The following is a 21,625-nucleotide window of genomic DNA, read 5'->3' on the forward strand; positions in this document are numbered from 1 at the left end:
CGGCGCGACAGCGGATGCCGCGAGGAGCCGCCGCCGGCGGCGGCTCAGGGCCGGGGGAGGCGTTCGCGCAGGACCGACAGGACCGCGGGCGGCACCAGGTGGGAGACGTCGCCGCCCCAGGCGGCGACCTCCTTGACCAGGCTGGAGGAGAGGAAGCTGTAGGTCGGGTTGGTCGGCACGAACAGCGTCTCCACGCCGGAGAGCCCGTTGTTCATCTGGGCCATCTGCAGCTCGTAGTCGAAGTCGCTGACCGCCCGCAGGCCCTTGACGATGGCGGGGATGTCGCGCTGCTTGCAGAAGTCCACCAGCAGCCCGTGGAAGGACTCGACCCGCACGTTGCCGTACTCGCCGGTGACCTGGCGGATCAGGTCGATGCGCTCCTCGACGGCGAACAGGCCCTGCTTCGACTTGTTGATCATCACCGCGACGTAGACCTCGTCGTAGAGCTTGGCGGCGCGGGCGATGATGTCGAGGTGTCCGTTGGTGATGGGGTCGAAGGACCCCGGACAGACGGCGCGGCGCACTGCTGTTTCCTCGCTCTCCGTACGGGTCATGACGCGTCGGTGGCTTCTTCGCGGGCGGCGCGACCGTACCAGAGCGTGCCCTCGCCGTAGCGGCGGGACCGCAGCCCCTCGTAACCGGCGGGCCAGCGAAACTCGCCGCCTCTCGTGCCGCGCTCCACGGTGACGAGGGCATCGGCCGCGAGCCACCCCCTCAGCCGGAGTGTGAGAAGGATCTCGCGGAGCTCGTCGTCCCCGACGGCGTACGGCGGGTCAAGGAAGACCGCGTCGTACGGCGCCCCGGGGGCCGGTCCGCGCACCACCTGCTCGGCACGGCCGGCCCGGACCTCGGCGCCGGGCAGGCCGAGAACGCGGACGTTCTGCCGGATGGTGCGTACGGCCCGGGCGTCGGACTCGACCAGCAGGACGTGCCCGGCCCCGCGCGAGAGCGCCTCCAGGCCGACCGCGCCCGAGCCGCCGTACAGGTCGAGCACCCGCAGGCCGAGCAGCGGGCCGAGCAGTGACTCCCAGGTGGAGAACAGGCCCTCGCGCGCCCGGTCGGAGGTCGGCCGGGTGCCCTGGCCGGGCGGTACCGCCAGCCGTCGTCCACCGGCCGTGCCGGCGATCACGCGGGTCATCGCTTCGTCGTCCCCCGGGTCCTGTCAGCTCGGGCAGTGGGAGCGGCGGCACCGGACCGCCGCCCCCACGATAAGTGCCCGGTGCCGGATCAGCCCGCCGCCCTGTCCTCGCCCGGTTCCGGCGCGGCGGCGCCCACCAGGGCGGGCGAGACGTAGCGCGACCAGGACAGGCAGCCGTCCGGCGGGCAGTACTCCGGGCGGCGCGGGTCGTGGCCGAGCTCGCGCAGCTTGGTGCGGACCGAATCCGGGGTACGGCCGAAACGGGCGGCTATCCGGGCGATGGTCTCGCCGGCGTGGAACCGCTGGGTGAGGTCCTCCTCGTGCTGGGGCACCCAGGGGGCGCCGTGGCCCGGGAACAGCTCACGCAGCACGTCGCGGTCGGGGATGGGCTCGGCGACATCGGCCACGAGGGCGAGGGCGCGCAGCGCGCGGTTGAGCGCGATCCGCAGCGCGGGGACCTCGGTGAGCGGCAGGGTGAGGCTGCCGGAGGCCAGCGGCTCCCGCGGGGCGTCCTCCTGCCAGCCGGTCAGGGAGAGGGTCACGGTGGAGTCGTCGTCGCTGGCGAGCTCGATGCGGAAGACCTTGTCGCCCAGCGGCAGTTCGTTGAGATGCCGGAATGCCATGAAGCAACCCCCAGTGGTCCAGGCCGACCGGTCTCCGTACGGACCGGTCCGGAACACACTCAGTCTTCCACCCGGCACTGACAGTGACGCTCCGTGACCGGGCCCGCCGGGCGGTTCCCCCGGCCCCCCGGCCGTCCCGGTTCTCCGGGCTCCTCCCACCGGCCGTTCGCCTCGTCAGCCCTTGTCGAGGTACTCCTCACGCTCGGCGTCCAGCAGGGCGTCCAGGGCGGCGCGCAGCTCGGGCAGTCCCTCCAGCTCCGGGTCCGCGGCGACGACCTCGGTCGCCCTCGCCCGGGCGGCCTCGATGACCTCCTCGTCGTCGATGACGGCGAGCATCCGCAGGGAGGACCTGGTGCCGGACTGGGCCTGGCCCAGTACGTCCCCCTCCCGGCGCTGCTCCAGGTCGATGCGGGACAGTTCGAAGCCGTCCAGCGTGGTGGCGACCGCCGCCAGCCGGGCGCGGGCGGGGCTGCCCTCCGGGGCCTCGCTGACCAGCAGGCACAGCCCCGGCGCGGTGCCGCGCCCGACCCGGCCGCGCAGCTGGTGGAGCTGCGAGACGCCGAACCGGTCCGCGTCCATGATCACCATCACGGTGGCGTTGGGCACGTTCACCCCGACCTCGATGACGGTCGTGGCGACCAGGACGTCCACCTCGCCCGCGGCGAAGCGGCGCATCACCTCGTCCTTGGCGTCCGGCTGCATCCGGCCGTGCAGCGCCGCCACCCGCAGCCCGGCCAGCGGCCCGTCCGCGAGCTGTCCGGCGACGTCCAGGACGGCCAGCGGCGGGCGCCGCTCGCCGTCGGCGCCCCCGTCCTCCCCGGCTCCCCCGGCTCCTCCACCGTTTCCGCCGTTCCCGCCGCTCCCGCCGCCGTCGTCCTTCCGGGAGCCGGCCTTCCGGGAGCCGGCGGGCTCCTCCTCGTCCCCGATGCGGGGGCAGACGACATACGCCTGGTGCCCGGCCGCCACCTCCTCGCGCACCCGTTCCCAGGCCCGTGCCAGGAAGTGGGGTTTCTCCGCGGCGGGCACCACATGGCTGGCGATGGGCGAGCGCCCGGCCGGAAGCTGGTCCAGCACGGAGGTCTCCAGGTCCCCGAAGACCGTCATCGCCACCGTGCGGGGGATCGGGGTCGCGGTCATCACCAGCAGGTGCGGGGGCTGCTTCCCCTTGGAGCGCAGCGCGTCGCGCTGCTCGACGCCGAAGCGGTGCTGTTCGTCCACCACCACCAGGCCCAGGTCGTGGAAGCGCACCTTGTCCTCGATCAGGGCGTGGGTGCCGATGACGACGCCGGCCTCGCCGGTGGCCAGGTCCAGCAGCGCCCGCCGCCGGGCGGCGGTGCCCATCGAGCCGGTGAGCAGCACCACCTTGGTGCCCTGGTCGCTGCCGCCGAGCATGCCGCCCTCGGCCAGCTCGCCCATCATCTCGGTGACCGAGCGGTGGTGCTGCTGGGCCAGCACCTCGGTCGGGGCGAGCAGCGCGGCCTGCCCGCCCGTGTCGACGACGGCGAGCATGGCCCGCAACGCCACCAGCGTCTTGCCGGAGCCGACCTCGCCCTGGAGCAGCCGGTGCATGGGGTGCTCGGTGGCCAGATCGTCGAAGATCTCCCGGCTGACCGTCCGCTGCCCCTCGGTGAGGGTGAACGGCAGCCGGGCGTCGAAGGCGTCCAGCAGCCCACCCTCGCGGGGCTTGCGCGGCACGGCGGGCAGCTGGCCCTCGGCGAGACGGCGGCGGGCCAGGGCGACCTGGAGGACGAACGCCTCGTCCCACTTCAGCCTCGTCCGCGCCTGCTCCAGGTCCGCCCTGTGCCGCGGCTGGTGGACCTTCTCCAACGCCTCCGGCAGGGCGGGCAGCCCGTACTCCTCGCGCAGCGCGGGCGGCAGTGGGTCGGCGACGCCCGCCCAGCCGGTGGCGCCCAGCGAGTCCAGGACGGTGGTGACGGCCTTGGCGAGCTTCCAGGACTCCAGCTGCCTGCAGGCCGGGTAGAGGGGGATCAGCCGTCCGGCGAAGGCGTCCGCCGCGTCCGGGTCGCTGTCGGCGCCCAGCAGCTCGTAGGCGGGGTGGGAGAGCTGGAGCTTCCGGTTGAAGACCCCCACCTTGCCGGCGAACATCCCGCGCCGGCCGGGCAGCAGCTCCCGGTGGTGATGGTGGACGGAGCGGCCGAAGAAGACCAGCTGCAGCCGGCCGCTGCCGTCGGTGACGGTGACCTCCAGCCGCTTGCCGCGCCCCTGGTTGAACGTGTGCACCCGGGCGTCGGCGACCTGGGCGACGACGGTGACGTGCTCGTCCGGCGGCAGGTCGGAGAGCCTCGTCAGCTCACCGCGCTCGGCGTACCGCCGCGGGTAGTGGTGGAGCAGGTCGCCGACGGTGTGCAGGCCGAGGTGCTCGGCCATCACCTTCGCGGTGGTGCCGCCGAGCGTTCTGCGCAGCGGTTCCGCCAGGGGGTCGGTCCCGGGCTCCCCCGGCTGCTTCGGTTCGGTCTCTCGCGCGGGCACGCCCCCTATTGCACACCACGGCACCGACAACCCCGGTACGCGACCCGGTTCCGGGTCCGGCCGCGGTCACTCCACACCGATCAGCAGCGGCCCGCTCTGCCGCCCCTCGTAGACGAGGGTGTCCACGGCCAGGTGGGTCCGCCGTACGTGCCGCTCCAGGCGTCCCGCCAGGCCCTCGGGCGCGTCCGCGCCGACCACCAGTGTCACCAGTTCGCCGCCCGCCGAGAGCATCCGGTCCAGCACCGCGGCGGCCACCCGTTCCGGTTCCGCGCCGATCAGCGCCACGTCCCCGTCGATGAGTCCGAGCACGTCCCCGGCCTGGCAGACCCCGGCGGTGGTCCACGACTGCCGCTCGGCGACGCACAGCTCGCCGTACCGGGTGGCCCCGGCGGCCGAGGTCATGGCGACGACGTCCTCGTCGAAGCGGCGGGCGGGCTCGTGCACGGCGAGCGCGGCCAGGCCCTGCACCGGGGAGCGGGTGGGGATGATGGCGACCCGCAGCCCCTCGGCACGGGCCTGCTCGGCCGCCGCGGCGGCGGTGTGCCGCAGCTCCGGGTCGTTGGGCAGCAGGACGACCTCACCGGTCCCCACCCGCCGCAGCGCCTGCGCCAGTTCGCCACTGGCGGGCGGCTCACCGGGGCGTACGGTCACGGCCGCCGCACCCGCCGCCGCGCACAGGGCGGCCAGCCCGTCGCCGGGCACCACCGCCACCACGGCACGGGAGACGGTGCCGTCGGCGGCGCGGTCGCGGGCGCGGTGTGCCGGCCGGCCGCCGCCGAAGTGCGTGATCCGGATGCGGAACGGGCGGCCCGCCTCGATGCCGGCCTCCACCGCGGCGCCGGGGTCGTCCACATGGACATGGACGTTCCACAGTCCGTCGCCGCCGACCACCACCAGGGAGTCGCCCAGTGCGTCGAGCCGGGACCGCAGGGCGGCGACGGCCTCGTCGCCGGCCTCCAGCAGGTAGATGACCTCGTAGGCCGGTCCGCCGTCCGGTGCCGGTCCGCCCGCCTCCGGACCGGTCGCGGTGTCCGCCCCGGCGTCGGGGCCCTCCCCGGTCCCGGCCGCGGGGCCGCAGGCGGCCGGTTCGGCGACCGGGTCCGCCGGGCGCTCCCCGGAGAGCGCCCCGACCAGTGCGCCCAGGACCGTGACCAGGCCGTAGCCGCCCGCGTCCACCACACCGGCGCGGGACAGTTCCGCCAGCTGCCGGGGAGTCTCCCGGAGCGCGGCGCGGGCCGCCGACCAGGCGGCCCGCGCCACCGCCGCGCAGTCCCCGGCCGAGACCGTGGCGGCGGCCGCGGCGGCCGCGGCCACGGTGAGCACGGTGCCCTCCACCGGATGCGCCACCGCCGCCCGGGCCGACACGGCGGCCCGCTCCAGGGCACGCCGCAGCAGTTCGGCACCGTCCGGCCCGCCCGCCGTCCGGCCCCCTTCCGGGCTCTCCGCCCTCCGTTCCACCCCCTGCTCCGCCGCCTCCTCCGCCTCCTCCGCCGCGCCGATCTCCTCGGCCATACCGCGCAGCAACTGCGCCAGGATCGTCCCGGAGTTGCCGCGCGCGCCGATCAGCGCGCCGTGGGCCATGGCCCGTACGGCCTGAGCCGGGGTGGGCTCCCCGGCCCAGGCCGCCTCCACCGCCCGGGCGGCCGACTCCATGGTCAGGTAGAGATTGGTGCCGGTGTCCGCGTCCGCCACCGGATAGACGTTGATCGCGTCGATCGTCTCGCGGGCCCGGCCCAGTGCGTCGAGCGCCCGGACACACCAGTCGCGTACCGCGGCGGCGTCGAGCGGATGCGGCACGGGTGGCCTCCTCGGGGGTGGTCTGCGGGCGGTGGCCGGTGGCCGGTGTGCGACGGCCGAAGGCTAGTGCGGTGGCGGGGCCGGTCCGCCCCGGGGGCCGGGGTAAGGCCGGGAAGAGCCGGGGAAAGCCGGGAGAACGGCGCCGGCCGGCCATGGTGATTTCGTGGTCCGGATACGGCCGGGGTATGCTGCTCCGGTTGCCTGACCCCAGTCGGGCTCATCCCATTCCCTGGCGGTGCCGGTCATCCGTGATCCTGCCCGTGCCGGGATTTCACCGTAAGTGCATCTGAAGTCTTTGGAGTGACCCGTGGCTGCCAACTGCGACGTCTGCGGCAAGGGGCCGGGCTTCGGCAACAACATCTCGCACTCGCACCGCCGTACGTCCCGCCGTTGGAACCCCAACATCCAGCGGGTGCGTGCGATGGTCGGTCGGACGCCGAAGCGGCTCAACGTGTGCACCTCGTGCATCAAGGCCGGCAAGGTCTCGCGCTGAAAGCGCGCCTGAACCGTCCCCGCCGCGGCGGGGACGGTCCGGTCCCGCGCTGACGCGACCCCCGGCGAGCCGCCTCGGCCGGCGCCCCGCCGGCTGCCCGCAGGCCGGTCCACCCCCGGTGGACCGGCTTTTCGGCATGCCCGGGTACGGAACGCCGGTGCCGGCGGCTCAGCCGCCCCGGCCCGGGCGCCAGCCGTGGTCCACCGGCCCGATGCCCCCGCCCAGTGCGAACCCCGCGGCGATGGCACCCGTCACGTACTCCTTGGCCGCACCGGCCGCCTCGGGGACGGAGCGCCCCTTGGCCAGTTCGGCGGCGACCGCGGCGGCGAGGGTGCAGCCGGTGCCGTGGGTGTGGCGGTTGTCGTGACGCGGTGCGCGCAGCCAGTGCTCGTCGGTGCCGTCGGTGAGCAGGTCCACGGCTTCCCCGTCCTTGAGGTGGCCGCCCTTGATCAGCGTCCAGCGCGGTCCGTACGCCAGGACCGCCGCCGCGGCGCGCGGCAGATCGGCCTCGGTCTCCACCCGTACACCGGTGAGCTGGGCGACCTCGTCGAGGTTGGGGGTGGCCACGGTGGCCTTCGGCAGCAGCGCGGTGCGCACCGCGTGGAGGGCGTCGGCGGCCAGCAGCGGGTCACCGTGCTTGGAGACGCCCACGGGGTCGACGACCACCGGTACCGGCAGGCCGTCCAGCAGTTCGGCGACCGTCTCGACCAGCTCGGCGGTCGCCAGCATGCCGGTCTTGACCGCCTGTGTCCCGATGTCGTCCACGACACTGCGGAACTGCTGCCGCACGGCCTCGGCGGGAAGCTCCCAGGCGCCCTGGACGCCCAGGGAGTTCTGCGCGGTGACGGCGGTGAGCACGCTCATCCCGTGAGTGCCCAGCGCCAGCATGGTCTTCAGGTCGGCCTGGATGCCCGCCCCGCCGCCCGAGTCGGATCCGGCGACGGTGAGCACCCGCGGTGGTGGTGTACGCATGCCCGCAGCCTACGGCCGGATCGCCCGGCCGCCCCTGCCCGGTCCTGGGGCCGGGAACCCGCCGGCGGCTCAGTCCCCGAAGTGGTCCCAGCCGCTCGCCCCGGTCCAGGTGGCACCGTCCACCGTCACCTGCGGTGCCGCGGAGGGATGGAGCACCTCGCCGATGCGGCTCCAGCGGGCGGGCAGTTTGGTGCCGGGCGGGAAGGTGGCGACGATCGCGTGGTCCTCTCCCCCGGTGAGCACCCACTGCAGCGGGTCGACGCCCACCGCCTGACCGATGTCGGACATCTGGGCGGGGATGTCCAGCGCGGCCGAGCGCACGTCGATGCGGACCTTGCTGGCCTCGGCGATGTGCCCGAGGTCGGCGACGAGCCCGTCGCTGACGTCGGTCATCGCGGTCGCGCCCAGACCGGCCGCCGCGGGACCCGCCTGGTACGGCGGCTCGGGACGGCGGTGGGCCTCGACGAAGGCGCGCGGGGAGCGGAACCCGCGGGCCAGCACGGTGTACCCGGCCGCCGACCAGCCCAGCCAGCCGGTCACCGCGACGACGTCACCGGGCCGGGCGCCGCCGCGAGTGACCGGCTCGCGGCCCTGCAGGTCCCCCAGCGCGGTGATCGCCACGGTGATGGTGTCACCGCGCACCAGATCGCCGCCGACCACGGCCGCGCCCGCCACCCGGCACTCGTCGTGCAGCCCGTCCATCAGTTCGGTGGGCCAGGTGGCCGGCAGTTCGGCGGGGACGACCAGGCCGAGCAGCAGCGCGGTGGGCTCGGCTCCCATGGCCGCGATGTCGGCCAGGTTCTGCGCCGCCGCCTTGCGGCCGACGTCGTAGGCGGTGGACCAGTCGCGCCGGAAGTGCCGACCCTCCAGCAACAGGTCCGTGCTGGCCACGACACGCCGGTCGGGCGCGGCGACCACGGCCGCGTCGTCACCCGGGCCGATCCGTACGGCCGGGGTGGGGGTGATCCGCGCGGTGAGTTCCCGGATCAGCCCGAACTCCCCGAGCTCCCCCACGGTCCGGCCGGGGGTCCTGGGGGCGTCCGAGGAGGAGAATCGGGGGAGAGGGTGCCCACCGGGAGAGCTCAGCATCGTCGTGCCCCTTCGTCAGTGCGCTCGAACGGTACCGCCGCGGCCGGCCCGCCGGTCCGCCGCCCCACGGACCTGCCGCGCCCGCCCGCGGTGCGGGTCTCCCCGGTGGCGTCGGCCACGCGGTACCGTGGCGTCCCTTCTTCCCCCATGATCCTCGTAGCCGCCCTGGAGGTTCCGTGGTACAGGCGTACATCCTGATCCAGACAGAGGTCGGCAAGGCGTCGACCGTCGCCGAGACGGTCGGCGGGATTCCGGGGGTGATCCAGGCCGAGGACGTGACCGGTCCCTACGACGTGATCGTGCGCGCGCAGGCCGACACCGTGGACGACCTCGGCCGTATGGTGGTGGCCCGGATCCAGCGGGTGGAGGGCATCACACGGACCCTGACCTGCCCGGTCGTGCATCTGTAACCCCTCGTATGCTCGTCCGGTGAGCTTCTCGCCCCGCCGGTGCCTCCCGCTGTCCGCGGCGTCGGCCGCCAAGGCCGCCGTCTCACTGAGCGCCGCGGCCGCCGCGTTCATCACGCTGGCCGGCTGTACGTCCGCCGGTGACGCGCCCCGTCCGCCCGTGCCGACGCCCACCGGCCCGGCCGCGGCGGCCTGCCGCGCGCTGTACGAGGCGCTGCCGGAACGGGTGGACGGGCAGCGTCGGGTCACGCTCACGCCCGGTACGCGGTACGCCGCCGTATGGGGTGATCCCGCGATCGAGCTGGGCTGCGGGGTGCCGCGGCCCGAGGTGCTCACACCCGGCAGTGAACACTACAACCCGACCGCCGAGGCGGTGGAGGTCGACGGCGTCTCCTGGCTGCTGGAGAAGCAGGACGGCGGCTACCGGTTCACCACCACCGGCCGTGAGGCCTTCGTACGGGTGACGGTGCCCGACGCGTACCGGCCCGAGATCAACGCCCTGGTCGATCTCGCGGACGCGGTGCGCGGCGCGGTCCCCGAGCAGCCGCTGTGACGGCGGCGGCCGCCGCCGACGGCCGCCGGGAACGCCGTCGCCCCGGTCCGGTGGACCGGGGCGACGGCGTTCCCGGCGGTTCCTCCGGCCCTTCCGGCCCGCTCAGCGCAGTCCGGTCGAGCGGCTCAGCGCGGCCCGGATGAGCCGGTCGACCAGTTCGGGGTAGCCGACACCGCTCGCCTCCCACATGCGCGGGTACATGGAGATGGGGGTGAAGCCGGGCATCGTGTTGATCTCGTTGATGACGAACTCGCCGTCCTCCGTCAGGAAGAAGTCCGCGCGGACCAGTCCCTCGCAGGAGGCCGCCTCGAAGGCGCGCACCGCCAGCGCCTGCACCCGGCCGGTCTGCTCGCCGGTCAGCGGGGCGGGCACGACGCCCTCGGCGGAGTCGATGTACTTGGCCTCGAAGTCGTAGAAGTCGTGGGCGGCGGCCGGCGGGATCTCGGCGGGGAGGCTGGCGCGCGGCCCGTCCTCGAACTCCAGGACACCGCACTCGATCTCACGGCCGCGCAGCAGCGACTCCACGATGACCTTGGGGTCGTGCCGGCGGGCCTCGGTGATCGCCTCGTCCAGTGCGGAGAGGTCGCCGACCTTGGTGATGCCCATGGAGGAACCGGCCCGGGCGGGCTTCACGAAGACCGGCCAGCCGTGCTCGTCCGCGAAGTCCGCGACCCGCCCGCGGACGGCCGCCTCGTCCCTTTCCCACTCGCGCGGCCGGATCACCGTGTACGGGCCGACGGGCAGCCCGAAGGAGGTGAAGACCCGCTTCATGTACTCCTTGTCCATGCCGACCGCCGAGGCGAGCACACCCGAGCCGACGTAGGGCACTCCGGCGAGTTCCAGCAGTCCCTGGAGCGTGCCGTCCTCGCCGTACGGGCCGTGCAGCACGGGGAAGACGACATCGACCTCGCCGAGCGCCTTGGGCACCGAGCCGGGCTCGGTGTAGACCACCTCCCGGCTGGCCGGCTCGACGGGCAGCAGGACCGAGCCGGTGTCGGACTCGGCGAGCTGCTCCACACTGGGCAGCTCCCGGCCGGAGATCGCCATCCGGTCGGGCTCGTCGGCGGTCAGCGCCCAGCGGCCGTCCGCGGTGATGCCGATGGGCAGGACGTCGTACGCGGTGCGGTCGATGGCCCGCAGTACGGCGCCCGCGGTGACCACGGAGATCGCGTGCTCCGAGCTGCGGCCGCCGAAGACGACGGCGACGCGCGGCCGCCGGGGGTTCTGGGAAGAGGACTGGCTGCTCATATCCGGCTGAGACTACCTAACGCGGTGGTGTCGGGGCGGTCAGCGGCGCTCGGGCTTGGCGCTGCGCGACATCAGTTCCTTCAGGGCGACCAGTGGCGGCTTCCCCTCGTGGACGATGTCGACGACGGTCTCGGTGATGGGCATGTCGACGCCGTGCCGCCGGGCCAGGTCCAGCACGGACTCGCAGGACTTGACGCCCTCGGCGGTCTGCCGGGTGACCGCGATGGTCTCCGCCAGGGTCATGCCCTTGCCGAGGTTGTGGCCGAAGGTGTTGTTGCGCGACAGCGGCGAGGAGCAGGTGGCGACCAGGTCGCCCAGGCCCGCCAGCCCGGCGAAGGTGTGCGCGTCGGCGCCCATGGCCAGGCCGAGCCGGGTGGTCTCGGCCAGGCCGCGGGTGATCAGCGAGGCCTTGGCGTTGTCGCCCAGGCCCATGCCGTCGGCGATGCCGACGGCCAGCGCGATGACGTTCTTCACGGCTCCGCCCAGCTCGCAGCCGACGACGTCGGTGTTGGTGTACGGGCGGAAGTACGGGGTGTGGCAGGCGGTCTGCAGCCGCCGGGCCACCTCCTCGTCGCGGCAGGCGACGACACTGGCGGCCGGCTGCCGCTCGGCGATCTCCCGGGCGAGGTTGGGGCCGGACAGCACCGCGATCCGGTCCGGGCCGGCCCCGGCGACCTCCGCGATGACCTCGCTCATCCGCTTGGCGGTGCCGAGTTCGACGCCCTTCATCAGGGAGACGAGCACGGTGTCGGGCGGCAGCAGCGGCGCCCACTCCGAGAGGTTGCCGCGCAGGGTCTGGGAGGGTACGGCCAGCACCGCGAACCGGACGCCGTCGGCCGCCTCGGCCGGGTCGGTGGTGGCGCGGACGGCGTCGGGGAGGGTGATGTCCGGCAGGTAGTCGGGGTTGGCGCGGGTGGTGTTGACCGCCTCGGCCAGCTCCGCGCGGCGGCCCCACAAGGTCACCTCGCAGCCCGCGTCGGCGAGCACCATCGCGAAGGCGGTGCCCCAGGATCCGGTGCCGTAGACGGCGACTCGCGTCACGCGCTCTCTCCCTCGGCGGCCGCGGGGCCGGCGGCGGTGTCGTTCCTGGCGGCGGTCTTCCCGCCGGTCGTGCCGGTGTTCTTCGTGGTGCTCTCCGCGGTGTTCCCCGCGCCGGTCCGCCCGGCGGTCCCGCGCCGGTCCGCGGCGAGTGCCGCGCGGCGGCCCCAGCGCTGGAGGGGCGCCGGTTCGCCGCGCAGCTCGGCCAGCTGTTCCGTGACGGCGTCCATGATGACGTCGGTGGCCTCGTCCAGCAGTTCCGCGGTGGGTTCCCGGCCGTGGAACCGCGACAGGTCGACGGGCGGTCCGGCCAGCACCCTGAGGGTCTTGCGGGGGAAGAGCCGGATCCTCTTCCGCCTGGCGTACGGCGGCACGGCCTCGTGGGCTCCCCACTGGGCGACGGGGACGACGGGCGCCTTGGTGAGCAGGGCGACGCGGGCGGCGCCCGTCTTGCCCTCCATCGGCCACAGGGCGGGGTCGCGGGTGAGGGTGCCCTCCGGGTAGAAGGCCACGCACTCGCCCTTGTTGATCGCCTCGACGGCGGCCCGGAAGGCGGCCGCGGCGTCGGCGGTGTCCCGGTAGACGGGAATCTGGCCGGTGCCGCGCATCACCCGGCCCACGAATCCGCCCCGGAAAAGGGACTCCTTGGCCAGGAACCGGGGGACGCGTCCGGTGTTGTACTGGAAGTGGGCGTAGGAGAGCGGGTCGAGATAGGAGTTGTGATTCACCGCGGTGATGAATCCCCCCTCGGCCGGAATATGCTCCGTTCCACGCCAGTCCCGCTTGAACAGCACCACCAGGGGCGGTTTCACCAAAGCCGCGGCCAAGCGGTACCAGAAGCCGATTCTGCGGCGGGACACCCGGACACCATCTCCTCTTGCCTGCTTCGGCGCACGCGCCGCCGGGAACAACCGCACAAGTGTCACCCCGGGTCGTCGCCCTGTCGAGCACACCGTAACCCCGGTGGCGGCGGACGGCTCCGGCGGTGCTCGGGAAACGGGGAGCGAGGAACGGGGGCCGGACGGGAGGCCGGACGGGAGGCCGGGGACACCGGAGAGGCCATGGACACCGAGGACGCCGGGAGCGGGGACCGATGACGGAGACGGAACGGTGCGGCGGCGGGCCGGGGAACGTGCCCGGCTGGACACTGCTCGTGCCCCTCAAGCCCCTGGCACGGGCGAAGAGCAGGCTCGCCGCGGCGGCCGGTGACCGGCTGCGGTCCCGGCTGGCACTGGCCTTCGCCCAGGACACGGTGGCCGCCGCGGCGGCCTGCCCTACGGTGTCGGGTGTGGTGGTCGTCACCGACGACCCGCGGGCGGGGGCGGAACTGGCCCTGCTGGGGGCCCGGATCGTGCCGGACGTGCCGGGCGCGGGGCTGAACGCCGCGCTGGAGCACGGCGAGGCGGCCGTACGGGCGCGGTGCCCGGGCGCCGCGGTGGCCGCGCTGAACGCGGACCTCCCCGCACTGCGGCCGGACGAGCTGGCCCGGGTGCTCGGCGCGGCGCGGGAGTACCCGCGGGCCTTCCTGGCCGACGCCGCCGGAGTCGGCACCACCGTGCTCACCGCGGTCGGCGGCACCCCGCTGGCACCGGCCTTCGGCGGCCCCTCGCGGGCGCGTCATCTGCGGTCCGGCGCGGTGGAGATCGTCCTGCCCGGGGTGGAGAGCGTACGGCGGGACGTGGACACCGGCGCGGACCTGGCCGCGGCACTGGTGCTGGGGGTGGGCCCGCACACCCTCAGAACGTCTGCAGTGTCACCAGCGTGATCCGCCGCTCCGCCGCCCCGTCACCGGTGCCGGGGCCGGGGCCCGGGTCGGTGCCCGGGCCGGCGGCGACCTCGATCCGCACCCGCTGGCCCGGGCGCAGCAGCCGCAGACCGCCCGCGTCGAAGGCGGCGGTGTCGAAGGGGAGGGGCGTGCCGTCGTCGAGGAGCACGCTGCCGCTGCGGGTCTCGGGGTCGTAGGTGTACGCGGTGGCCTGCATGGCCACGAGCCTAGCCGTTCCGGGCCCGAAGGTCCGGGGTCCGGACGGGTCACGGGCCGGGCTCCCCGGGAGCCCGGCCCGGCGCGGTCGGACGGGTACGCCTCACTTCCGGCGGGCGGCGGCCCGCTTGGCGGTGGTCTTGCGCGCCGGGTTCCGGCGGGCGGGGGCCTTCTTGGCGGTGGACTTCTTGGCCGGGGCCTTCTTGGCGGCGGACTTCTTCGCCGCCGCCTTCTTCGTGGTGGACTTCTTCGCCGGAGCGGCCTTCTTGGTGGCGGCGGCAGTGGCGGTGGACTTCTTCACCGGGGTGGTCTTCTTGGCCGCTGCCCGCTTCGCCGGGGCCGTCTTCTTGGCGGCGGCCTTCTTGGCGGTCGCCTTGCGGGTGGCGGTGCCGCCCGAGAGGCTGCCCTTGGGCGCCTTCTTCACGGCCACGTCGTTCTTGGGGAGCTTCTTCGCGCCGCTGACCAGGTCCTTGAAGCCCTGGCCGGCCCGGAAGCGGGGGACGGAGGTCTTCTTGACCCTGACGCGCTCGCCGGTCTGGGGGTTGCGGGCGTAGCGAGCCGGCCGCTCCACCTTCTCGAAAGAGCCGAAGCCGGTGACCGAGACCCGGTCACCGGCGACGACCGCGCGGACGATCGCGTCCAGCACGATGTCGACCGCGTCGGCGGCCTGCTGGCGTCCGCCGAGCTTGTCGGCGATTGCTTCAACGAGCTGCGCCTTGTTCACGTCTTCCCCTTCGGAGGCATTGCCGGAACGAATCTGTCCAAGCTTTTTCGCACGCTAGGCTGATATTTACCGCAAATCAAACCAGAAACGGGCGAATCACCCTTGTGTCGCAACAGAATCGGCCGTCACACGCTTCCGTCCGCGCGCGGGTCTTCTCCGTGCCGGGGGAGCACTCCCGCGTCGAGGTCCGCCACCAGACGCTCCAGACGCCGTGCCGCGCCTGCCGGATCGTGCCTGGCGGCGGCCGTGATGACGAGGAGTCGCCGGGCGAGTCCCACCCGTACGTCCTCGGGGGCCCGCAGTGTGCGCACCGCGGTGTGCGCCTCCTTCAGCCGGGCGGCGACGAGCTGGTGGAGCGGCAGTTGACCGTCGCGTTCCATGCCTCGATTGTGTCATTGGGGGCGAGTTGTCGTGCCCGCAGCCGCCGCCCCACCGGTGGGGCGGCGGCTGCGGGTGTCCCGACTCCGCGCCGCCACCGGCGACTTCGCGGCCCCGCCCGGGTCCACGCGCACGAGCGCCCCCGGCGGGGATGCCGGGGGCGCTCCAGGGCTTTGCGGGCCGGCCGCCGGTGCCCGCCCGCGAGGCCGGGCACCGGACCGGTCAGGCCGTGAGGGTCCGCGGCTTGTAGGCGGGCCGCTCCGCCTCGTACGCGGCGATGCCGTCCTCGTGCCGCAGCGTGATGCTGATGTCGTCCAGCCCTTCCAGCAGCCGCCAGCGGGCGTTCTCGTCCAGCTCGAAGGCGGCCTCGACGCCGGGTGCGGTGACCTTGCGCCCGACGAGGTCCACGGTGATCTCGACCGCCGGGTCGGCCTCGGTGAGCTCCCACAGCGCGTCCACGTCCTCCTGCGGCAGGACGACCGTCAGCAGGCCGTTCTTGAGCGAGTTGCCGCGGAAGATGTCGGCGAAGCGGGCGGAGATCACGGTCTTGAAACCGTAGTTCTGCAGCGCCCAGACGGCGTGTTCACGGGAGGAGCCGGTGCCGAAGTCCGGGCCGGCCACCAGCACGGTGGCGCCCTGCCGCTCGGGTCGGTTGAGCACGAACTCGGGTTCCTTGCGCCAGGCCTCGAACAGCCCGTCCTCGAAACCGTCGCGGGTGACCTTCTTCAGCCAGTGCGCGGGGATGATCTGGTCGGTGTCGACGTTGCCGCGGCGCAGCGGAACGGCCCGGCCGGTGTGTGTGGTGAAGGCTTCCATGGCTTGGTCCTCAGACTCCCGCGGGCTCGCGTACGTCGGACAGATCGGTGGGCGAGGCCAGCCGGCCCAGCACCGCGGTGGCGGCGGCGACCTGCGGGGAGACCAGATGGGTACGGCCGCCCTTGCCCTGCCTGCCCTCGAAGTTGCGGTTGGAGGTGGACGCGGCGCGCTCCCCCGGCTTGAGCTGGTCGGGGTTCATGCCCAGACACATCGAGCAGCCCGCGTGCCGCCATTCGGCGCCGGCGGCGGTGAACACCTTGTCCAGCCCTTCCTCCACGGCCTGCAGGGCGACCCGCACCGAGCCGGGTACGACCAGCATCCGTACTCCGTCGGCGACCCTCCGGCCCGCCAGGACGGCGGCGGCCGAGCGCAGGTCCTCGATGCGGCCGTTGGTGCAGGAGCCGACGAAGACGGTGTCCACCGCGATCTCGCGCAGCGGCGTCCCGGCCTCGAGGCCCATGTACTCCAGCGCCTTGACGGCGGCCAGCTTCTCACTGGGATCGGCGATGGACGCCGGGTCCGGCACCGTCTCGCTCAGCGGCGCGCCCTGGCCGGGGTTGGTGCCCCAGGTGACGAACGGCGCCAGCCCGGCGGCGTCGATGACGACCTCGTGGTCGAAGACCGCGTCGTCGTCGGTGCGCAGCGTCCGCCAGTACTCCACCGCGGCGTCCCAGTCGGCGCCCTCGGGCGCGTGGTCGCGGCCCTTGAGGTACGCGAAGGTCGTCTCGTCCGGGGCGATCATCCCGGCCCGGGCGCCGGCCTCGATGGACATGTTGCAGATGGTCATCCGGGCCTCCATCGACAGCTTCTCGATGGTCGGGCCCCGGTACTCGATCACATAGCCCTGGCCGCCGCCGGTGCCGATCCGCGCGATGATCGCCAGGATCAGGTCCTTGGCGGTCACCTCCTCGGGCAACTCGCCGTCGACCGTGATCGCCATGGTTCTGAACGGCGCCATCGGCAGGGTCTGGGTGGCCAGGACGTGCTCGACCTGGCTGGTGCCGATGCCGAACGCCAGCGCCCCGAAGGCGCCGTGCGTGGAGGTGTGGCTGTCGCCGCAGACCACCGTCATGCCCGGCTGGGTCAGTCCCAGCTGCGGCCCCACCACGTGGACGACGCCCTGCTCGACGTCGCCCAGCGGGTGCAGCCGCACCCCGAACTCCGCGCAGTTCTTGCGCAGCGTCTCCAGCTGGGTGCGGGAGACGGGGTCGGCGATGGGCTTGTCGATGTCGAGGGTGGGGGTGTTGTGGTCCTCGGTGGCGATGGTGAGGTCGGTCCGCCGCACCCGGCGTCCGCTCTTGCGCAGCCCGTCGAACGCCTGCGGGCTGGTCACCTCGTGCAGCAGGTGCAGGTCGATGTAGAGGAGGTCGGGCTCGCCTTCCGCGCGCCGGACGACGTGATCGTCCCAGACCTTCTCCGCGAGTGTCCGTCCCATCGCTTTCCCTCCGGCCGGCAGCACCGCCGGCCACGTCTCGACGTCCATGCCGCCCGCTCCGGGTGAGCCGGGGTGGCGACTGTCACCCAAGCTTGGCGGCTGACGGGGGGATTTGAACTTGCGTTTCGTAATGTGAGACGCGAGTATCGTTGCATGGACAACTCTAGCGGCGTCGGCGTACTCGACAAAGCGGCTCTGGTCTTGAGCGCTCTGGAGTCCGGTCCGGCCACCCTCGCCGGACTGGTCGGAGCGACCGGGCTCGCGCGCCCCACGGCGCACCGGCTCGCGGTGGCACTCGAACACCACCGCTTCGTGGCCCGTGACATGCAGGGCCGGTTCATCCTGGGGCCGCGGCTGGCCGAACTGGCCGCCGCCGCGGGCGAGGACCGGCTGCTCGCCTCGGCCGGCCCGATCCTCACCCATCTGCGCGATGTGACCGGGGAGAGCGCCCAGCTCTACCGCCGCCAGGGGGACATGCGGATCTGTGTGGCCGCGGCGGAGCGGCTGTCCGGACTGCGGGACACCGTGCCGGTCGGTTCCACACTGCCGATGAAGGCGGGTTCGGCCGCCCAGATCCTGATGGCCTGGGAGGAGCCCGAGCGGCTGCACCGCGGGTTGCAGGGCGCCCGTTTCACGGCGACGGCCCTGTCGGGCGTACGGCGGCGCGGCTGGGCCCAGTCCATCGGCGAGCGCGAACCCGGCGTCGCCTCCGTCTCCGCCCCCGTACGCGGCCCCTCCAACCGCGTGGTGGCGGCCGTGTCGGTCTCCGGGCCGATCGAGCGGCTGACCCGTCACCCGGGCCGGATGCACGCCCAGGCGATCGTGGAGGCCGCCAACCGGCTGTCCGAGGCTCTGCGCCGCGGCGCCTGACCCGCCCCGCCGCCCAGTCCGCACAGCGCCGTGCGGACCCCGGCGGACGGCGGCAGAACGGCGACGGCAGAACGACGCGGTGACAGGAACCACGCGGTGACAGAACGCCGTAGGGGCCCTCCGCCTGAGCGGAGGACCCCTACCGTCTTTCCCGTACCCCCGACCGGATTCGAACCGGCGCTACCGCCTTGAGAGGGCGGCGTGCTAGGCCGCTACACAACGGGGGCCCCAGCTACGGTCCCGAGGGACCGAGTACCCCCGACCGGATTCGAACCGGCGCTACCGCCTTGAGAGGGCGGCGTGCTAGGCCGCTACACAACGGGGGCGTGGGATCTCGCTGGGAAGATCACGCTGGGGTACCAGGACTCGAACCTAGACTAAGTGAACCAGAATCACTCGTGCTGCCAATTACACCATACCCCACCAAAACTCAACCCCTTCACTGGGGTTTTGTCCGGGTGGCCGCTCCGCGAGGGCCTGGCTTTTTTGCCCGCCCCGCTCGGCGACAGGAAGAACACTACCTGATCGTGGTCCGTGCTCCAAAACGAGTTCCCGCTGCGGGCCCGCGGCGCCGCGGGCCCGCAGCGGGAGGCTCAGGCGCCCCCCGCCGGCGCCGCCGCCCTCGCCAGGGCGGCGTCCACCCGGGCCAGGGTGCGCTCGCGGCCCAGGACCTCCAGGGACTCGAAGAGCGGCAGGCCGACGGTGCGGCCGGTGACCGCGACCCGGACCGGGGCCTGGGCCTTGCCCAGCTTCAGGCCGTGCTCCTCCCCCGCCGCCAGGACCGCCTCCTTGAGCGCCTCGGCGTTCCAGGCGGCCTCGGCGAGTTTCGCGCGCGCGGTGCGCAGCAGGGCGTCCGCGCCCGGCTTCATCGCCTTGTTCCAGGAGGTCTCGTCCCACACCGGCTCCGGCAGGAAGAGGAAGTCGACGTTGGCGGTGATGTCGGACAGGACGGTCAGCCGGGTCTGGGCCAGCGGGGCGAGTGCCTCGAAAGCGGCCCGGTCGAAGTCCTCCGGCCGCCACGGGGCGTGCGGCGCGGTGAGCCAGGGCTCACAGCGGGCGACGAAGTCCTTGGTGTCCAGTTCGCGGATGTGCGTGGCGTTGATCGCCTCGCACTTCTTGAGGTCGAAGCGCGCCGGGTTGGCGTTGACGTTCCCGATCTCGAAGGCGGCGACCATCTCCTCCAGCGAGAAGACGTCCCGGTCCTCGGCGATCGACCAGCCCAGCAGGGCAAGGTAGTTGAGCAGGCCCTCGGGGAGGAAGCCACGCTCACGGTAGAGGTTGAGCGAGGCCTGCGGGTCGCGCTTGGAGAGTTTCTTGTTGCCCTCCCCCATCACGTACGGCAGGTGCCCGAACTCCGGGACCGTCCCGCTCCCCACCCCGACCTCGGCCAGTGCCCGGTACAGGGCGATCTGCCGGGGGGTGGAGGAGAGCAGGTCCTCGCCGCGCAGTACGTGGGTGATCTCCATGAGCGCGTCGTCGACCGGGTTGACCAGTGTGTACAGCGGGGCCCCGTTGGCCCGGACGATGCCGTAGTCGGGGACGTTCTCCGGTGCGAAGGTCAGTTCGCCGCGCACCAGGTCGGTGAAGGTGATCGGCTCCTCCGGCATCCGGAAGCGGACGATCGAGGGGCGCTCCTCGCTCCGGTACGCGGCGAGCTGCTCCCCGGTGAGGGTGCGGCACTTCCCGTCGTAGCCCGAGGGCCTCCCGGCCGCCCGGGCGGCCTCGCGGCGCTCCTCCAGCTCCTCGGCGGTGCAGTAGCAGCGGTAGGCGTGGCCGGCCTCCTCCAGCCGGCGTGCGACGTCGGCGTAGATCTCCGTGCGCCGCGACTGACGGTACGGGGCGTGCGGCCCGACCTCCGCGCCGGAGGCGCCGTCGAACGCCGCCGGGCCCTCGTCCCAGGTCAGCCCCAGCCAGCGCATCGAGTCCAGCAACTGCCCGTAGGACTCCTCGGAGTCGCGGGCGGCGTCGGTGTCCTCGATCCGGAAGACGAAGGTGCCGCCGTGGTGCCGGGCGAACGCCCAGTTGAACAGGGCGGTGCGGACCAGACCCACATGCGGGTTGCCGGTCGGCGAGGGACAGAACCGTACGCGTACGTCAGATGCGCTAGCCACGCTTGATCACCTTGTTGGTGAGAGTGCCGATGCCTTCGATGGTGACGGCGACCTCGTCGCCGACGGTGAGGGGGCCGACCCCCGCCGGGGTGCCGGTGAGGACGACGTCGCCGGGGAGCAGCGTCATGGCCTCGGTGATGTGGACGACCAGGTCCTCGACGGAGCGCACCATCTGGCCGGTGCGGCCCAGCTGCCGCTGCTCCCCGTTGACGGTGCACATGATCGCCAGGTCCGCGGGGTCGACGTCGGTGACGACCCACGGGCCCAGCGGACAGGAGCTGTCGAAGCCCTTGGCCCGGGCCCACTGGTCCTCGGTGCGCTGGACGTCGCGGGCGGTGACGTCGTTGGCGCAGGTGTAGCCCAGGATGACGTCCGCCACCCGTTCGCGGGGCACCTGGCTGCACATGCGGCCGATCACCACGGCGAGCTCGGCCTCGTGGTGCAGTTCGCGGGAGAAGGACGGGTAGACGATGGGGTCGCCGGGCCCGACCACCGAGGTGGAGGGCTTGAAGAAGGCGGTCGGGACGTCGGGGACCTCGTTGCCCAGTTCCGCGGCGTGCTCGGCGTAGTTCCGGCCGATCGCCACCACCTTGTTCGGCAGGACGGGCGGCAGCAGCCGGACCTTGTCCACCGGGACGCGCCGGCCCGAGCGCTCGAACTCGGCGAAGGGGTGGCCCTTGATGATGTCGAGGACGAGGTCGCCGCCGGCCTGGTCGTCCCCTTCCACGACTCCGAACGCGACGTTGCCGTCGACGGAGAATCTGGCGATGCGCACGGGTGGTGCTGCCCCTCGTTGCTCACGGGTGGGAGTTGACACTCAAGGGTAAGCCCCCGCACACCGGGAGTGTGGGGGGCCTTGCCGTGCGCCGCCGGGGCGGGAGGCCACCGGCACGGCGGCCGTACGCGGGCGGCCGTGCGGGGATGCTCAGCGCAGCCGTGCCATGAGGGCGTGCTCGACCAGGGTGATCAGGGCGCTCTTGGCCTCCGCCCGCTGCCGGGCGTCGGTGGTGATGATCGGCGCGTCCGGACCGATCTGCAGCGCCTCGCGCACCTCCTCCGGCGTGTAGGGCTGGTGGCCGTCGAAGCCGTTCAGCGCGATCACGAACGGCAGACCCGAGTTCTCGAAGTAGTCCACCGCCGGGAAGCAGTCCGCCAGCCGCCTGGTGTCCACCAGCACCACCGCGCCGATCGCGCCGCGCACCAGGTCGTCCCACATGAACCAGAACCGGTCCTGCCCGGGGGTGCCGAACAGGTACAGAATCAGGTCCTGGTCCAGCGTGATCCGGCCGAAGTCCATCGCCACCGTCGTGGTGGTCTTGTCCGCGGTGTGGGTCAGGTCGTCGATCCCCGCCGACGCGGCGGTCATCACGGCCTCGGTACGCAGCGGGTTGATCTCCGACACGGCGCCCACGAAGGTCGTCTTGCCCACGCCGAACCCGCCCGCCACCACGATCTTCGCGGA

General features: G+C 73.4%; 23 protein-coding genes and 3 tRNA genes. 5 read left to right on the top strand and 21 right to left on the bottom strand.

Annotated elements, in window-relative coordinates:
• Nucleotides 1-44: 44 nt before the first annotated feature.
• The 5 genes from coaD to CUT44_RS05970 form a co-directional block, all read right to left on the bottom strand.
• Nucleotides 45-554, bottom strand: a complete 510-nt coding sequence (coaD, locus tag CUT44_RS05950; RefSeq protein WP_100201100.1) for a pantetheine-phosphate adenylyltransferase — start codon at nucleotides 552-554, stop codon at nucleotides 45-47.
• Entirely contained in the window at nucleotides 551-1,138 is a 588-nt protein-coding gene (gene rsmD / locus CUT44_RS05955; protein WP_100201101.1) for a 16S rRNA (guanine(966)-N(2))-methyltransferase RsmD, read from the bottom strand. Before rsmD ends, coaD begins: the two co-directional genes overlap by 4 nt.
• Nucleotides 1,139-1,227: 89 nt before the next feature.
• Nucleotides 1,228-1,761 carry a hypothetical protein gene (locus CUT44_RS05960; RefSeq protein WP_100201102.1) on the bottom strand — a complete coding sequence of 178 codons (534 nt, stop codon included), beginning with the start codon at nucleotides 1,759-1,761 and terminating at the stop codon, nucleotides 1,228-1,230.
• Nucleotides 1,762-1,935: 174 nt separating this feature from the next.
• Nucleotides 1,936-4,149 (bottom strand): ATP-dependent DNA helicase RecG, encoded by a 2,214-nt coding sequence (recG, locus tag CUT44_RS05965; RefSeq protein ID WP_233221256.1) that lies wholly within the window; start codon nucleotides 4,147-4,149, stop codon nucleotides 1,936-1,938.
• Nucleotides 4,150-4,317: 168 nt separating this feature from the next.
• On the bottom strand, nucleotides 4,318-6,048 hold the full coding sequence (locus CUT44_RS05970; protein WP_100201103.1) for a DAK2 domain-containing protein: 1,731 nt from the start codon (nucleotides 6,046-6,048) through the stop codon (nucleotides 4,318-4,320).
• A 307-nt stretch (nucleotides 6,049-6,355) separates the two neighbouring features.
• Here CUT44_RS05970 and rpmB point away from each other — a divergent pair, with 307 nt between their 5' ends.
• Nucleotides 6,356-6,541, top strand: coding sequence for a 50S ribosomal protein L28 (rpmB, locus tag CUT44_RS05975; RefSeq protein WP_093662092.1), 186 nt, complete (start codon nucleotides 6,356-6,358; stop codon nucleotides 6,539-6,541).
• A gap of 168 nt (nucleotides 6,542-6,709) precedes the next feature.
• Here rpmB and thiD read toward each other — a convergent pair whose 3' ends face one another.
• Nucleotides 6,710-7,513, bottom strand: coding sequence for a bifunctional hydroxymethylpyrimidine kinase/phosphomethylpyrimidine kinase (gene thiD / locus CUT44_RS05980; RefSeq protein ID WP_100201104.1), 804 nt, complete (start codon nucleotides 7,511-7,513; stop codon nucleotides 6,710-6,712).
• Between the two features lie 69 nt (nucleotides 7,514-7,582).
• Entirely contained in the window at nucleotides 7,583-8,527 is a 945-nt protein-coding gene (locus CUT44_RS05985; protein WP_233221252.1) for a thiamine-phosphate kinase, read from the bottom strand.
• Between the two features lie 251 nt (nucleotides 8,528-8,778).
• Here CUT44_RS05985 and CUT44_RS05990 point away from each other — a divergent pair, with 251 nt between their 5' ends.
• Nucleotides 8,779-9,012 carry an Lrp/AsnC family transcriptional regulator gene (locus tag CUT44_RS05990; protein ID WP_100201106.1) on the top strand — a complete coding sequence of 78 codons (234 nt, stop codon included), beginning with the start codon at nucleotides 8,779-8,781 and terminating at the stop codon, nucleotides 9,010-9,012.
• A 19-nt stretch (nucleotides 9,013-9,031) separates the two neighbouring features.
• Nucleotides 9,032-9,562 (top strand): DUF3515 domain-containing protein, encoded by a 531-nt coding sequence (locus CUT44_RS05995; protein ID WP_269846166.1) that lies wholly within the window; start codon nucleotides 9,032-9,034, stop codon nucleotides 9,560-9,562.
• Between the two features lie 102 nt (nucleotides 9,563-9,664).
• On the opposite strand, the gene CUT44_RS06000 is transcribed toward CUT44_RS05995, so the two are convergent.
• From CUT44_RS06000 to CUT44_RS06010, 3 genes are read right to left on the bottom strand one after another with little or no spacing between them, the layout of a single operon-like run.
• Nucleotides 9,665-10,810, bottom strand: coding sequence for a D-alanine--D-alanine ligase family protein (locus tag CUT44_RS06000; RefSeq protein WP_100201107.1), 1,146 nt, complete (start codon nucleotides 10,808-10,810; stop codon nucleotides 9,665-9,667).
• 39 nt (nucleotides 10,811-10,849) lie between these two features.
• Complete coding sequence (locus CUT44_RS06005) at nucleotides 10,850-11,851, bottom strand: NAD(P)H-dependent glycerol-3-phosphate dehydrogenase (protein ID WP_100201108.1); 1,002 nt, start codon at nucleotides 11,849-11,851, stop codon at nucleotides 10,850-10,852.
• Nucleotides 11,848-12,708 carry a lysophospholipid acyltransferase family protein gene (locus CUT44_RS06010; RefSeq protein WP_100201109.1) on the bottom strand — a complete coding sequence of 287 codons (861 nt, stop codon included), beginning with the start codon at nucleotides 12,706-12,708 and terminating at the stop codon, nucleotides 11,848-11,850. Before CUT44_RS06010 ends, CUT44_RS06005 begins: the two co-directional genes overlap by 4 nt.
• 233 nt (nucleotides 12,709-12,941) lie before the next feature.
• Between CUT44_RS06010 and cofC the strand changes: the two genes are divergently transcribed.
• Complete coding sequence (gene cofC / locus CUT44_RS06015) at nucleotides 12,942-13,613, top strand: 2-phospho-L-lactate guanylyltransferase (RefSeq protein ID WP_100201110.1); 672 nt, start codon at nucleotides 12,942-12,944, stop codon at nucleotides 13,611-13,613.
• On the opposite strand, the gene CUT44_RS06020 is transcribed toward cofC, so the two are convergent.
• The 5 genes from CUT44_RS06020 to leuC all read right to left on the bottom strand — a co-directional run bounded on the left by CUT44_RS06020 (nucleotide 13,585) and on the right by leuC (nucleotide 17,182).
• Nucleotides 13,585-13,830, bottom strand: coding sequence for a hypothetical protein (locus tag CUT44_RS06020; protein WP_100201129.1), 246 nt, complete (start codon nucleotides 13,828-13,830; stop codon nucleotides 13,585-13,587). The genes cofC and CUT44_RS06020 overlap by 29 nt on opposite strands.
• Nucleotides 13,831-13,932: 102 nt before the next feature.
• Nucleotides 13,933-14,553, bottom strand: a complete 621-nt coding sequence (locus CUT44_RS06025) for an HU family DNA-binding protein (protein WP_100201111.1) — start codon at nucleotides 14,551-14,553, stop codon at nucleotides 13,933-13,935.
• A 125-nt stretch (nucleotides 14,554-14,678) separates the two neighbouring features.
• Nucleotides 14,679-14,933, bottom strand: coding sequence for an SCO5555 family protein (locus CUT44_RS06030; RefSeq protein WP_100201112.1), 255 nt, complete (start codon nucleotides 14,931-14,933; stop codon nucleotides 14,679-14,681).
• A gap of 220 nt (nucleotides 14,934-15,153) precedes the next feature.
• The gene (leuD, locus tag CUT44_RS06035) at nucleotides 15,154-15,747 is read right to left on the bottom strand and encodes a 3-isopropylmalate dehydratase small subunit (RefSeq protein ID WP_100201113.1); all 594 of its coding nucleotides are present in this window, start codon (nucleotides 15,745-15,747) and stop codon (nucleotides 15,154-15,156) included.
• A 10-nt stretch (nucleotides 15,748-15,757) separates the two neighbouring features.
• Nucleotides 15,758-17,182 (bottom strand): 3-isopropylmalate dehydratase large subunit, encoded by a 1,425-nt coding sequence (leuC, locus tag CUT44_RS06040; protein ID WP_100201130.1) that lies wholly within the window; start codon nucleotides 17,180-17,182, stop codon nucleotides 15,758-15,760.
• A 153-nt stretch (nucleotides 17,183-17,335) separates the two neighbouring features.
• On the opposite strand from leuC, the gene ndgR reads away from it, so the two are divergent.
• A complete protein-coding gene (gene ndgR, locus CUT44_RS06045) occupies nucleotides 17,336-18,052 on the top strand; it encodes an IclR family transcriptional regulator NdgR (RefSeq protein ID WP_100201114.1) in 717 nt (238 codons plus the stop codon).
• 154 nt (nucleotides 18,053-18,206) lie between these two features.
• On the opposite strand, the gene CUT44_RS06050 is transcribed toward ndgR, so the two are convergent.
• The 6 genes from CUT44_RS06050 to CUT44_RS06075 form a co-directional block, all read right to left on the bottom strand.
• Nucleotides 18,207-18,279 (bottom strand) — tRNA-Glu (locus tag CUT44_RS06050).
• A gap of 26 nt (nucleotides 18,280-18,305) precedes the next feature.
• Nucleotides 18,306-18,378: transfer RNA gene (locus CUT44_RS06055), tRNA-Glu, on the bottom strand.
• 25 nt (nucleotides 18,379-18,403) lie between these two features.
• Nucleotides 18,404-18,475 (bottom strand) — tRNA-Gln (locus CUT44_RS06060).
• Nucleotides 18,476-18,645: 170 nt separating this feature from the next.
• The gene (gltX, locus tag CUT44_RS06065) at nucleotides 18,646-20,163 is read right to left on the bottom strand and encodes a glutamate--tRNA ligase (protein ID WP_100201115.1); all 1,518 of its coding nucleotides are present in this window, start codon (nucleotides 20,161-20,163) and stop codon (nucleotides 18,646-18,648) included.
• Nucleotides 20,156-20,938: a fumarylacetoacetate hydrolase family protein gene (locus CUT44_RS06070; RefSeq protein ID WP_100201116.1), complete on the bottom strand. Its 783-nt coding sequence runs from the start codon at nucleotides 20,936-20,938 to the stop codon at nucleotides 20,156-20,158. The genes gltX and CUT44_RS06070 overlap by 8 nt, the downstream gene beginning before the upstream one ends.
• A 150-nt stretch (nucleotides 20,939-21,088) precedes the next feature.
• The coding region (locus tag CUT44_RS06075; RefSeq protein WP_100201131.1) for a GTP-binding protein at nucleotides 21,089-21,625 on the bottom strand (537 nt) is incomplete at its 5' end.

It is taken from the genome of Streptomyces carminius (assembly GCF_002794255.1).
GTDB classification, from domain to species: Bacteria; Actinomycetota; Actinomycetes; order Streptomycetales; family Streptomycetaceae; genus Streptomyces; species Streptomyces carminius.